At 68.7% G+C, this 13,003-nt stretch carries 11 protein-coding genes; 1 reads left to right on the top strand and 10 read right to left on the bottom strand.

Features of this window, described 5'->3' with window-relative positions; genetic code table 11:
* On the bottom strand, positions 1-421 hold a 421-nt coding region (locus A5704_RS11460; protein WP_156737662.1), incomplete at its 3' end, for an FkbM family methyltransferase.
* A gap of 118 nt (positions 422-539) precedes the next feature.
* On the opposite strand from A5704_RS11460, the gene A5704_RS11455 reads away from it, so the two are divergent.
* Positions 540-1,316 (top strand): glycosyltransferase, encoded by a 777-nt coding sequence (locus A5704_RS11455; RefSeq protein ID WP_067889073.1) that lies wholly within the window; start codon positions 540-542, stop codon positions 1,314-1,316.
* A 29-nt stretch (positions 1,317-1,345) separates the two neighbouring features.
* Here the strand turns inward: A5704_RS11455 and A5704_RS11450 are convergent, their stop codons facing one another.
* The 9 genes from A5704_RS11450 to mycP (A5704_RS11410) form a co-directional block, all read right to left on the bottom strand.
* Positions 1,346-2,983 carry a DUF4254 domain-containing protein gene (locus A5704_RS11450; protein WP_067889070.1) on the bottom strand — a complete coding sequence of 546 codons (1,638 nt, stop codon included), beginning with the start codon at positions 2,981-2,983 and terminating at the stop codon, positions 1,346-1,348.
* 130 nt (positions 2,984-3,113) lie between these two features.
* Positions 3,114-4,169, bottom strand: coding sequence for a glycosyltransferase family 9 protein (locus A5704_RS11445; protein ID WP_067749606.1), 1,056 nt, complete (start codon positions 4,167-4,169; stop codon positions 3,114-3,116).
* A 77-nt stretch (positions 4,170-4,246) separates the two neighbouring features.
* Positions 4,247-5,032: a sulfotransferase gene (locus tag A5704_RS11440; RefSeq protein ID WP_067889067.1), complete on the bottom strand. Its 786-nt coding sequence runs from the start codon at positions 5,030-5,032 to the stop codon at positions 4,247-4,249.
* Positions 5,033-5,090: 58 nt separating this feature from the next.
* Entirely contained in the window at positions 5,091-5,453 is a 363-nt protein-coding gene (locus tag A5704_RS11435; RefSeq protein WP_067783540.1) for a YbaB/EbfC family nucleoid-associated protein, read from the bottom strand.
* Positions 5,454-5,577: 124 nt separating this feature from the next.
* A complete protein-coding gene (eccE, locus tag A5704_RS11430; protein ID WP_067783549.1) occupies positions 5,578-6,981 on the bottom strand; it encodes a type VII secretion protein EccE in 1,404 nt (467 codons plus the stop codon).
* A 5-nt stretch (positions 6,982-6,986) separates the two neighbouring features.
* Positions 6,987-8,330 carry a type VII secretion-associated serine protease mycosin gene (gene mycP / locus A5704_RS11425; RefSeq protein WP_067749600.1) on the bottom strand — a complete coding sequence of 448 codons (1,344 nt, stop codon included), beginning with the start codon at positions 8,328-8,330 and terminating at the stop codon, positions 6,987-6,989.
* A 111-nt stretch (positions 8,331-8,441) separates the two neighbouring features.
* On the bottom strand, positions 8,442-10,280 hold the full coding sequence (gene eccA, locus A5704_RS11420) for a type VII secretion AAA-ATPase EccA (RefSeq protein ID WP_067749598.1): 1,839 nt from the start codon (positions 10,278-10,280) through the stop codon (positions 8,442-8,444).
* Between the two features lie 39 nt (positions 10,281-10,319).
* Positions 10,320-11,882 carry a type VII secretion protein EccE gene (eccE, locus tag A5704_RS11415; protein ID WP_067889064.1) on the bottom strand — a complete coding sequence of 521 codons (1,563 nt, stop codon included), beginning with the start codon at positions 11,880-11,882 and terminating at the stop codon, positions 10,320-10,322.
* A partial coding sequence (mycP, locus tag A5704_RS11410) for a type VII secretion-associated serine protease mycosin (protein WP_231968999.1) occupies positions 11,879-13,003 on the bottom strand: 1,125 nt, incomplete at its 5' end. The genes mycP (A5704_RS11410) and eccE (A5704_RS11415), both read right to left, overlap by 4 nt.

Raw genomic sequence — 13,003 nt, 5'->3', positions numbered from 1 at the left:
ATGCCACGTCGTCGGGCAGCAAGAGCTCGGGCGCCAGGGAATCGAGTCGACGGAGGGCCACCTCCTCGGTGCCGATGTAGTTCGCCGACGGCAACGCGTCGCGATGAGCTTTCAGCATCGGAAGCAGCGAACTGCTCTGCCCCGCGTTGCCCGCGACGTTCATCGGCACCGTGTCATCGCGATCACCCAGGGCGCACTGGCGGCAATCCCTTGCCGGGTCCAGGGCGGCCGATCTTTCCAACACGGAGAATGGCGTCGAGAGCGGTTCGAGGGAAACAATGCGGCCCGCGTAGCCGGCTTCCCGAATGCCCTGGGCATATTGCCCCGAGTTGGCACCGACGTCGAGCACGACGGTGACCTGACGCATTTTGAGTTCGCCCACGAAATTTCGTCGCCAGTCCAATTCGGAGTGGTATCGCATTACCCCGGCATCGGGAGCGTTCGTGAACCAGAGCAGACTCACCGCGCAACACTAACAATTTTCAGAGCCGCTCAGGAACAATGCGACGGCGCCGGGCCGCGTTAAGCTACCCGCGATCATGCAACTCGACATCCATCTACAGACGCATTCCGACTCGAGCGTGCACGGCGCGCACCGCTACGTCGGCGCTCCCAAGAGTGAGATCATGTTGCGCTGTACGCAGTCGTTGGTGACGGCGATCAACCGGGCCGACGCCGACGTCATCCTGCGGGTCTTCGATGATCACTCGTCGCCGGATGTGGTCGCGACGCTGCACCGCATCCTCGAAAAGTGCGAACAACGGGTCGAATTCGTCCCTCTCGAAGAGCGCGGTTACAACGCCTCCTGCTTGACGTCGTTCTCTCGCGCTCGTGACGACGGCCGCGAGGTCGTCTACCTGGTCGAGGACGACTACCTGCACACCGCGTCGGCCATCCAGGAGATGGTCGAGGCGCATGAGTTGTTCAGAGAGAAGTTCGGCGGACAAGAAGTCGCGCTGCATCCGTATGACGATCCCAAGAACTATTGGGGGATGATTTTCAGCCAAGAGAATTGCCGGGTGCTGTACGGCACGCGGAGGCACTGGCGCACGAACACGCACACCACCAATACGTGCTGGGTGGAAATCGAGACGCTGCGCAGGAACTGGGCGCTTTTCGAACGGCTTGCACGTTATTCGAGCACGCCCTACGGCCAGGCCAATCATATTTTCGAGGCGTCCACCATCAATAAGATCTGGCGGGAGCAGGTAGCGCTGTTCACGCCGATTCCCTCGCTAGCGCTGCACCTCCAGTACGAGGAACACAGGGACCCCTTCCTGAATTGGAAAGACTGGTGGGAAGCGGCGGCGTATTGACGATGGCGCGCACCGGAGGTGCACAGCCGTCACGCCTGCCGGGTCTCGTACAGGTCGCAGTAACCGCGATGCCCGGCGGCCTTGAACTGCCGGTACACCTTGAATCGGAGTTCGCCGGCGCGCAAGCCGGTCAGGAACCGCTCGAGGCCGCCGAAGAGGTCGTCGTACTGCTCTTCGAGGACCGAACGGCGAGAATCCGGATCCTCGGCCGGCGCGGTGTGCGAGATCCGCAGCGCGAGAACGGAAAGCCGGTCGACGATCGTTCCGGGCGTCTCCGTGTGCAGCGGCGCGGTCGGATTCGGTTCGAGGCTGCCCAGCAGGGTCGCGTCGATCTCTTCGATGGCCGCGTTGCGCCGCGCGTTGAGGTCGTCGATGCGACGCTTGATCCGGGCCACCTCGTGGTCGTCCACGCCGGGACGCCGAACCGCGTCTTCGTGATGCCACAGGCCGAAATTCATCGTGTGCAGGCGAAGCGCGGTCGTTGCGACGCTGCCGCCCTCGGGGGAGCCTTGGGGTTCCTCGCCGTGCCATGACACGGCGCTGTCGTGGAAGCGTCGCACGGCTGACAGGAGCTCACCCTCGGGCGTTTCGGGCGGTGCCACCGCAGGCCTGCCGTTGCGTGCTGGCGTCGAGGCACCGACGAGGCCTTCCATCGCCTCGAGCACCTCGTCCACCGTGATGTCCGCCATGCTGCCTCCGTAGACGTGCCGGTGGGGCGCGAATCTGAACCCCCAGACCGCGGGCCGCGTCGGGCTGAAGAGGCCCACACCGGGAACCCGGGCCAGGTCGGCGGCGTGCAACATGCAGGAGTCGACACCGACGAAAAGGTCTGCGCCGCTGACCATCCCCATCGCAACGTCGAGCGGCAACCCGAGGTGCGAAAAGACGCGGTCGCTCTCGCGACCGACATCGAGATCCTCGTCCCCCATTCCGACCACCCACGCCACGAAATCGCGATGACGCGCCAGGAACCGGTCCAGCAAGTCGACAAACCTGGTAACCGGCCATCGCTTCTTGGCCCAGGTGGTGTCGGCGTGCACGGCGAGCACCTTGACGCCCGGCGGCAGCGCGGCACGGATGGCTCGAACCTGCTCTTGGGCAGCGGGTGGGATGGGCACCGGCCGGGCATACGTCTCGATCCGGGCGGACGGATCGAACAGGCGCGCCAATTTGAACGTCAGGTCGGCCGAGTGCGGCACGTCCCTGGGGATCACGACGTCGTAGGTGTCTCCGGTTGGAAAACCGATGCTGGTCGTGGGCGCCAGGCGTTGCCGAAGGGGACGAACGAAAACGTTCGACGGGACATCCCACGGCACTGCGTTGATGAAGACGTCGACGGGGCCGATCTCCGCCGCCAGGGTGTCGTAATCGAGGCCGCGGTTCGACGGCGGCCCCAGCGCCGGGCCCACCGGGGGCGATCCCGTGATGTCCACCAGACGCGATTCGACCTCGCGGAAGCAGAGGTCGAAGGCGATTTTGGGGCAAAGCAAAGTGAGTGGGGCGTCGAACATCTCGCCCAGCGCCCGCAGCGTGGGCAGCGTCAGCACCGAATCCCCGATGAGCGTGGAGAAATAGACCGTGGGCCGTTCCGCCCGCAGCAGATCATTCAGCAGGCCGGGCTGGACTCGTACCGAGTGCCCGTCCTGGAGAACCGTGAATTCGCTCAACCTGACACCATCCTTGGCCCGAGCTTAAACCGCCCGGGAGCCGTGGGGCAGCGCCAATTTGAGCGGGCCTCGATCGCGGCGGCCCCACCGATGCCGGGGCGGAGCGCCGTTGAGGCGGACCTGCGTCGGGTTAAATCCGCTCGTCGGCAAGGTCGTTCATCGCGTCCAGCGCATCCCCGACCGTGACCTCGGCCATGGTCGGGGCGTCGACATGCCGGTGCGGGCCGAAGCGGAATCCCCACGTGGCGGCCCGCGTCGGGCCGAAGAGGCCGACGCCGGGAACCCGCGCCAGATCGGCGGCATGCAGCATGGACGAATCGACCCCGAGGAAGAGGTCCGCGTTGGCGACCATGGCCATCGTCAGGTCCAGCGGTAGCCCGAGATGCGGGAAGACGCGGTCGCCCTCGCGGCCGACGTTGAGTTCCTCGTGTCCCATCCCGACGACCCAGACCACATAGTCACGGTGCAGCGCCAGGAACCGGTCCAGCAGATCGATGAACCTGGTGATGGGCCACCGTTTCTCGGCCCAGTCGGTGTCGGCGTGCACGACGAGCACCTTGGTTCCCGCGGGCACGGCGGCGCGCATCGATCGCGCGCTCTCCAGCACGGGCGCCGGAAACGGCAACGGACCCGCATAGGACTCGATGCGCAACGAGGGATCGAAAAGACGGGCCAGCTCGAACATCAGGTCCGCGGAGTGGCACGCCTCTCTGGCGATGACGAAGTCGTAGGCGTAGTCGGTCGGGAAACCGATGGTCGTCGTGGGGGCCAGCCGCTCCACCAATGGCCGAACGACGATGCCGGACAACGAGTTCCACGTCAACGTGTCGATAAACAGATCGACCGGCCCGATCTCCGAAGCCAGGGCGTCGTAATCGCGTGCTCCTCGCGATGACGGCGACGAGGGCCGTGGCCCGGTCAGCGGCAATCCCGTGGTGTCGACGTGGCGGTCGCTTACCTCCCGGAAGCACAGATCGAAGGCGACCTTGGGGCAAACGAGCGTCAGCGGGGCGGTGAACATTTCGCCCAGCGCCCGCAGCGTCGGCAGCGTCAGCAGGGCGTCCCCGATGTTGGAAACGAAACAAACCGCGGGATGCCGCGCCCGCAACAGATCGTTCGGCGAGCGACGCCCGACGGGTTCCGGGCCCCGCCCGACGGCGCTGACATCTTGCCCAAAGTCGACCATATTCCACAAAGAGCTTAGCCCCTCCCCGGCGGGCGGGATCGCACTTTCTGTCTGAGCCTCGCGGGTCTCAGACGCGTTCAGTCATAACCGAACTCCCGCGCGAGCGCGTCCACCTCAGACCAGACCGGGTCGTCGGGGTCGACCCGGTCCCTGGTGGATCGCGCCCGATGTAGCGGGGACATGTTGCCGGTCTTCCAGGGCAGGGGCGCGCCGGCCCGGAAGAATTGGTGCTCCCCGGCCGTCTCGGGCGCCGGATGGGCGAGCGTGGGGTCCGCGTCGGAAAACGTCAGGCCCCACCCGCCGAGCGCGGCGTCGAGCGTCGCCTTCGGCTGCGCCGTGAAGGCCTCGTAGCGCACGACGGCAAGGTCGGCCCCGCCGGCCCTCAGCGGCTCTAGGCAACCGTCCACCAGGGCCAGGGCTTCCGCCACGGTGTCCTTGATCCAGAAATCGGTGGGCGCCCGCAGCGGTGAATCTCGGTGCACCAGGCAGGAATTGACCACTTCACGCGGGTCCCGAAGGACGAAGACCACCACGGCGTCCGGAAAGCACCGCCTGAGCGCACCGAGTTGGGTCGCGTACCGCGGGTTCTTTTCGCCCCAGATGGTGTGGGGGCGGGCGAGCTCGGTCATCACGGCCGTGAGCGCGCGGGCGGGGTCGGATGATTCGGCGGCTCGAACCCGGTAGTCGTCGTAGACACCACGCTCGAGGAGAAATGCCTGAAGCGTGCCGATCATCGAGTCGCCGTATCGACCGACCTGGATCAGATCGATCTCGTCGAAGATCTTGATGTCCTCGTGGTCATTGAGGAACTGGGTGACGATCGTTATCCCGGATCTGGGCGGACCGACGACGAAAAGCTGCACGCCCTGACCGTATCCCGCCCGGGCGGGAGCGGGCCCGCGTTCGTGGCCGCGGTTCGGTTCAGATCAAGCCGACGGTGTGCTGCAGCGAACCGGCCAGCTCGGTCAGCGAGGCGAACAGCTGCGCCTGCTGCGCCTGCAGAGCCGTCGAGGCGCCAACCTGCGCCTTCTCCAGCGCCTCGTTGATGCGTTGCTGCACCGTGTGGGCGCCGAGGCGCAGCAGGCCGGCCTCGATGTCCAGGCCGACAAGGCAACGCTGCCCGTTGATGGTCACTTCGACCGTCTCGGCTTCGTCTGTGGCGCTGAAGGATTGGGTGTGCGTCCGCCGCATCTGGGACTCGAGGGCCGAACTGAACTGTTGCAGATGCTCGAGCGCCTGCGCGACCTGTGGGTGCGCGTCCGGGCTGATGGGAAGTGTGCTCATGGGACAAGGTCCTTAACCTCGGTCGAGTCTTGCCGCGTGGGCCGCCGCCCTCGGTCCACAACCGGGCTCGAGTCTAGGGCGCCGTCGCCGATCGCGCGCGTCGAAGGTGGCCGCCGAGCGGGGCTCAGGAAGCCGTCCTGCCGGCACCGGGCAAGGCCTGCTCGTAGCGGCCCTCCCCGGGCGGAGAGACGGGCAGGATCGGCAGCTGCCGATGCCGGGGGGTGCTGACCATGTTGTGGCGCAACGTGACCCGGTCGACCCCGGGGTGACGGCCGAGGTAGCTCGTCGCGTTCGGCCACGCCACCTTCGCCTCCGGCCCGATGTGCGCGCCGACGAGCTCGGCGAACGGGCGGAAGTGCGGTCCCAGCGTGACGGTCCCGCCCGCGGCCGCTGCCCGCAGGACGAACTGGGTGAAGACCCTGGCGTCCCCCAGGTTGACGCTCGTGTCGACGTCGTCGAACGGCAGATAGACCGGGTAGTGGCTCGCCGTCTCGCCGACCAGCACCCCCGCCGATCCGATCGGCAGCTGATGGTGGCGGTCGGAGACGAGGATCTGTGCCTGCAGCGCGGCGCGCTGGCCGCCAGCCACCCTGGCGAATCCCCGCCGCTTCTTCGGCTTGTCCGGTGTCGTGAGCAGCACCGTGGACTCGGGTGCGACCCCGGGCGCGACCCGGACCCGGGTGATGGTGTGGTCGGCGGGCGCCGACCACCACACGTCCGGGCCGCCGGGCGCGGTGTACGCGGTGGTGAAGCTGTTGCGCCCCTTGATCGTCGACCACTTCTCCCGTTCGAAACCGATGTCTGTCGCGCGGTCGAAGTCGTCGAAGCTGCGCCCGCATACGGCGTCGACCCCGTGGCGGGAAAGTTCGTCGGCGATCCGCGTCGTCGAAGCGACGAGGTACCGGACCAGGCCGGCGACGCCGGCGTCGCGCCGCCCGGCCGACTTCCGGGCGCGGCGGGGGTCGGCGCGCACGATGATCCACGTCCGGCGGTGGGCCGGTGCCGGGTCGGCCCCGATCGCCTGCTCGTACAGGTCGACCACGTCCGCCGCCGCGGTCCTGGCGACGCGGTGGCCCGCCGAGACGACGTCCGCCTCCAGGTCGGGACAGTGCACCGACAACAACTGCTCCAGTAACCGGGTGTCCACCACGTCGTCGGTATGCGCCTTACCGTCGACGATGACGGTTGGGGTGAACGGGCGCGCGATCAGCTCGATGACCGCGACCAGAACCTTGCCTTTCCAGCGCACGGCGACGTGATCCCCCGGCTGGACGGTGGCCCCCACGACGGGTTCCGACGGCGCGAGCAGGGGCCGGCGCCGCCGCACGAGCCACGCGAAGAAGGCCGCGACCCAGCCGAGCAACCGCCGCCCCCGGAAAGTGATCAGCGCCAGCAGCACCGCCACCGCCACCAGGGCCGGACCCGCCCACACGTAGCGCGTCTTCAGGAACAGCAGGATGCAGGGCGGGGCCAGCACAGCCACCCACAGCGCGTACGCGGTGCTGAACTTCAGGCGCAGCGATTTCATCGTCGTCACCGCCGCCGCAGCGCTCGTCCGGCCAGGGCGGCGAGCCCCAGGGCCAGGGTCAGGCCGGCGATGCCCAACGCCACGACGGTGATCGGCCCGTGGTCGGGTCCCGGCACCGGCACCGGGGGCTGGATCCGTTTCACCGACGGGGCGTTCGCGGGGCCAGCGGGGAGGTCCCACGTCAGGGCGGCGACGGCATCGACGATGCCCGCGCCCACCACGTCGTCGGCGCCGCCGCCCGGGTGCCGCGCCGTGGCCGTGATCCGGTTGATGATCTGGGCCGGGGGAAGGTCGGGAAACCGCTGCCGGAGCAGCGCCGCCACTCCGGAGACGTAGGCCGCGGCGAAGGAGGTCCCGGCGATCGGCACCGGACCGTCCTTGCCGGGCAACGCGTCCACCGGCTCACCGTTGTCACCGAGGGCGACGATGTCCTCCGCCGGCGCCGCGGCGCCCACCCAGGGCCCGTGCATGGAGAACGGGCTCGGCGCCCCGTTCTTGCCGACCCCCCCGATCGCCAGCACCAGCGGTGCGTACCACGCCGGCGTGACGATGGTCTGCACCTGTTCCCAGCCGCGGGGGTCGTTGGGCATGGACGGGTCGGGCGGCGGGTTCTGCGAGCAATCACCACCGGTGTTGCCTGCCGCGACGATGACGACGGCGCCCTTGACGTTCACGGCGTAGTTGAGCGCCGCGCCCAGCGTGGACTCGTCGACCGGTTTGTGCACCTTGAAGCAGGCCGCTTCGCTGATGTTGATGACGCCGGCGCCCAGGTTGGCCGCGTGCACCACCGCGCGGGCCAGGCTGCGGACGGAGCCGGCCGCCGGTGACGCGTTGGGGTCGTTCTGGTCGGCCTGGTTGTCCTTCGGCTCGAAGGCCTCCGACGTCTGGCGCACCGAGATCAGCCGCGCGTCGGGCGCGACGCCGACGAAGCCGTCGGTGAGCGAGGGCCGGCCGGCGATGAGGGACGCCGTGAGCGTCCCGTGGGCATCGCAATCGGAGAGGCCGTCGCCGCCGGGCACCACGAAGTCGCCCCCCGGTTCCGCCGGAACCCGCGGCGAGCCGTCCACACCGGTGTCGATCACGGCCACCGTCACGCCTGCACCGGTGGCGAACCTCTGCGCCGGGCCGACGCCCAGGTAGGCGTTGGCCCACGGTGGATCGTGAAAGTTGGTGCCCGGCAACGTCAATGGCGCCCGGCAGACGCGGCGCTGCTCCAGGGGCTGGTCGGGCCCCGTCGCATCCGGCGGCACCGCGCCCGGGTCTATCGAGGGTGGGGCGACCGCGGCCGCGGGTGGCGCGGTGAGCACTACGAACATGAGCGCCACCGTGATTCCGAAGATACGGTGCACCGCGGGACACTCCAATCGCTTCACCGCGGCGGCTGCACTCGTTGGCCGCGGGCCTGCGAGCATCCTAAGCTTCCGGGGCCAAGTCCAGGACGCTTTTTGCGGCGGCGCCGATTACCAGACGATGGCCGCCATGTCACGGTTGTCCGAACACACGCTTCGCACCGCGGCCTCGATGTCGGGGGCGGTGATGATCTGCAGATCCTCGACCGTCACCGGTTGGCCCGCACGCTTCTGCGCGACCACGCGGGTGTCGCGGAAACCCTCCGCGCGTTCGATCACGTTGCGGGCGAACCGGCCGTTCTGCATGGCGTCGATGCCGTGCCGCCCGCCGGGCGTCGTGTAGTTGCGAATGGTGGTGGCCGCGTCCAGGAAAGTCGCCCGCGCCTCGTCGTCGAGCATGCTGGCGCGCGGCGCGGCATAGCGCTGCCCGATCTCGACGATCTCGGCCGGGGAATAGGACTCGAACCGCAGCTTGCGGTTGAACCGGCCGGCCAAACCCGGGTTCACGGTGAGGAATTCGTCCACCTGGTCCTCGTAACCCGCACCGATGAAACAGAAGTCGAAGCGGTGCGCCTCCAGCGCGACCAGGAGCTGGTTGACGGCCTCCATGCCGATCATGTCCGGCGTGCCGTCCTGGTGGCGTTCGATCAGCGAATAGAACTCGTCCATGAAAATGATTCGGCCCAGCGACTTTTCGATCAGCTCGTTGGTCTTGGGCCCCGACTCACCGATGAAGTGCCCGCAGAAGTCCGAGCGACGCACCTCCCGGATCTCGGGGTGGCGCACGATGCCCATGCCTGCGTAGATCTTGCCCAGCGCCTCGGCGGTGGTGGTCTTACCGGTGCCGGGAGGCCCGACCAGCAGCATGTGGTTGGTCTGCCCCTCGACCGGCAGCCCGTGCTCGAGGCGCATCATGCGCACTTCGAGCTGGTCTTCGAGCGCGGACACGGCCTGCTTGACCGCCGCCAGCCCGACCTGCTTGGCCAGCAGCGCGCGGCCCTCGGCGAGCAGCTCGGCGCGCCGCTCGGCGGTTGCGTCATCGTGGAGCTCGTCGCGGCTCTTGGCCGTCGACGCGTCCCACCGATCGGTGCGGCTGGCGATGGATTCCTCGTCGGTGACGACCAGGTGCAGGTTGGGGTCGGCCAATGCCTCCTTGGCGGGGTCGGTCAGGACGCCGTTGATGGTCGCCTTCGACAGCCAGACCTGGGCCTTGTCCTCCTCCCGCAGCTGGCGGTGCACCATCCCGCGCACATAGGCAAGGTCGGCGACCAGCAGCGGGATGTCGGCCGGCCCGATCGACGCGGTCAGCACATCCGCGTCGAACCGGCCCGACGCGTTGGTCTGTCCGATCACGTCGACGCGGTCGAGCCAGTCCAGCGCGACCCGGCCCTGCCCGAGATGCGCGGCGGCGTGGGCCGCCAGCGCGCAGATCGACGCCGTCACGGCGGACATGACGATGGCTTGCGGGGGCAGCTCCTCGGCAGCGGCCAACAACACGTCCGGCCAGCGCTGCGTGGTGTACATCAGGAAGGCGCGGGCCAATTGGTGCCACTGATAGTTGGCCCACGAATCCAGCAGGTCCCGATTGGCCAGCAGCCTGTCGGCCTCGGCGTATTCCCCGGCGATCGTCAGCGCCGACGACAACGCCAGGCCCACCTGGGATGCGTCGGTCACCGTGATGCCGATGTAGGGACCCAGCTGAATCTCCGCGGCGAGCGTCTGCCCGATGCGGGTGGTCTCGCGGTGCAACCATTCACTGGTGGCGTACAGCTTCTTCAGCGAGGCCAGGTCGTTGTCGCCGCAGGCGATGCGGCCCAGCCACGCGTCGGCCATCGACGGATCGGCGTCGGTGGCCGCGACGAAGTCGGGCAACGCCGCGGCCCGGCCCTGCCTGCTCTTGACCGTCATGGCGCGGTCGAAATGCCTACGGGCAGTTTGCAAATCACCCATCGTGTGCGCTCATCCGGATGCCTTTTGACTCTTGACGTTTCAGATGCCGGCGGACATGGTGACCGGCTCGAGACTCACATAGCGGTTTTCGGCCCGGAACATGTCCATCTCGGCGACCCAGTCCTTGCCCGCCGCGTGGACCCGCACCGTCGCGGGGCCCACCTGCTCGATGATCACCTCGAAGTTGTGCCGGTGCCCCTCGGGGAGCCTCGTGCCCGACGGGGCGATGGTGATCACGGTCGCGGGCCGCGGCGTGGGCGAGATCGGGGCGAGGTGCTCCACGACGCTGACGGTGGTGCGCGGTGCGGGGCGTGGCGCGCTGACCACGCTGATTTCCGGCATCCGCACGGTGGCCCAGCGGGTCACGTCGCGGGTGTGCACGCACACCCGTTCCCCCGCGCCGGCCGTGCGAATCACGATCCGCTTGGCGACCGGGTCGTCGGCGGCCACGAAAATCCGTGACAGCTCACCGGCGTCGGTGACCGGGATCAGTAGCCGGTCCCCGTTGCTCAGCTTGCCGATCAGCACGCCCGAGGGGCCGATCTCGGTGAGCAGGTGTTCGGGCAGCGGGCTGGGCCGCAGCGCCCGCAGGTAGGGCCGGGGGCCGCACATGTTGGCCGCCGCGGCGGCGGCCTGCTCGCCGTTGAGTCGGCGCAAGATCACGCTGGGCGGGGTGGGAGCCGGCGTCGGTGTGCGCACGGTGATGGTGGCGGTGCAGGTCGCGTCCGGGTAGACGGTCACGTTCTGGATGACCTCGTCGGCGCGCAGCGTCCACGCCTGAGACAGGACGCGCGACGTGATCGCCTCGGCGGGATACGCGTATGTCGTCATCCAGCCCGCCTCTCCGCGGATGGCCTTCCACCGCTGCGTGTCCCCCTCGATGGCGTCACACCCCAGCCTGCGGTCGAGCTCGGCCAGGTCGGTGGCCGTGGCCACCTTCGCCCGCAATCCCTGGCAGCGCAGCAGTCCGGCGATGCGCTGCGCCACCGAAATCGCCGTCGCACCAACGGTTGTGCGCCAGCGGAGCGCCTGGGTGTTGTCGATGATCGACAACCGCATGATCAGCCAGGTTTCGCGCCGGCCCGCATATGGCGGGGTGCCGATCTCCGAGTCGTACACGCGTGGGTAGTCCCCGATGTTGCCGTGCCGGGAACCGAGCGAGACGACGCTGATCGAATCGAGCTGCAGGCCCAGCGCCTGGCGCAGCATCGGCACCAATTCGACGACGTCGATGACGTTGTCGGTCTCGACCGTCACCGAACCGGTCACCATGGTGGCCTGGTGCGCCCTGCCGAGCAGCTGCACGGCCACCACCGCGACACCGTCCTGCACCCGGACCCCACCCCCGGATCGGTTGTTGGCCACCGTGATCGGCGCGTCCCAGCGAATCGGGCGTCGTCCGCGCCGCCACAGCACGATCCATGACCACGCGGGCTGGCCCCACCACCGCACGAACACCACGGCGGCGCCGACCACCACCGCGACGGCCGCACCGATGTATCCGCCCACGGCCCAACTCGCCACGGCGAGCAGGAACACCACCCACACCCCGAGGACCCGCCGGTTGCTGCCCTGGCTGAACCCGGTCAGCTTGGAACTCACCGCGCCCGCCTCAATCGGGCCGCGATCGCGGCGACGAGCACACCGGCGGCGACCGCGCCGATGAACCCGATGGCGATGTTGCGCGCGCGGTGGTCCGCGGGCGGTGGGGGTGGGGCGGGCCTGATCACCCGGCTCTGAGCGCCCGGGGGCATCTTGTCACCCGGCGGGATGTTGAACGTAAGTGCCGCAACGGGATCGACCAGTCCGTAGCCGACCTTGTTGTCCACGCCGGCGGGCGGATTGTGCGCCGACTGGACGATCCTGTTGATCACCTGATGCGCGCTCAGGTCGGGGAATTTCGCGCGAACCAGGGCGGCGACGCCGCTGACGTAGGCGGCGGAAAAGCTGGTGCCCCAGAACGGCATGTTCTTTTCGCCCGGCCTCGACGGGGGGTAGGCGTTGACCGGCCCGCCGCCCTGGGGCGACAGACCCATGATGTGGGTGCCGGGCCCGGCGACGGCAACCCAGGGGCCCGACATGCTCTTGTCGAGCGCGGCGCCGGTGGCATCGACCGCGCCGACCGACAGGACATAGTCGGAGAACCACGACGGCGACGAGACAACCTTGACCTGATGCCAGTCGCGGGGGTCCGACGGTTCCAGCGGGTCATACATCGGGTTGTTGTTGCAACCGGCTTCCCCGTCGTTCCCGGCCGCGGCCACCACCACGGCATCCTTGACGGTGGCGGCGTACCACAATGCCGCGCCCAAGGCGCGTTGATCGGCGGGGGCCGCGGCGGGCAGGCATGCGGTGACCGAAATGTTGATCACCTTCGCGCCCATGTTGGCGGCGTGCACCACCGCGCGCGCCACCGTGTTGAGCGTGCCGGCCTTGACCTTCTCATCGGAGTTGGGATCGCCCGGTCCGGGGTTGACGGGCTCGAATGCCCTGGACGACTGGCGGATTGAGATGAGCGTCGCGTGTGGCGCGACGCCCACGACCCCGTCGGGCGCTCCGGGGGGAAGCGGGGGCACCGCGGGTTCGTCCTCGGTCTGCGGATCCGCCGGCCCGTTGGACGCGGCGGTGGCGCCCCCTCCCTCGGGTGGTGTCTGCGTCGGGGTGTCGATCGTCCTGCCCGCCGCCGTGTGGGGGGTGCTGACACCGAGGCGCCCGTGGGCGTG

The sequence above is a fragment of the Mycobacterium sp. E735 genome (genome assembly GCF_001666955.1).
Taxonomy (GTDB): Bacteria; Actinomycetota; Actinomycetes; order Mycobacteriales; family Mycobacteriaceae; genus Mycobacterium.
Note: the sequence above shows the minus strand (reverse complement) of the source record. Positions and strands in the feature narration are given on the sequence as shown.

Bases quoted from the DNA above. Each gene is read 5' to 3' on its own strand.
- eccA (WP_067749598.1), bottom strand. From the start codon at position 10,280: ATGGGTGATTTGCAAACTGCCCGTAGGCATTTCGACCGCGCCATGACG.
- A5704_RS11435 (WP_067783540.1), bottom strand. From the start codon at position 5,453: ATGAGCACACTTCCCATCAGCCCGGACGCGCACCCACAGGTCGCGCAG.
- eccE (WP_067783549.1), bottom strand. From the start codon at position 6,981: ATGAAATCGCTGCGCCTGAAGTTCAGCACCGCGTACGCGCTGTGGGTG.
- A5704_RS11445 (WP_067749606.1), bottom strand. From the start codon at position 4,169: ATGGTCGACTTTGGGCAAGATGTCAGCGCCGTCGGGCGGGGCCCGGAA.
- A5704_RS11455 (WP_067889073.1), top strand. From the start codon at position 540: ATGCAACTCGACATCCATCTACAGACGCATTCCGACTCGAGCGTGCAC.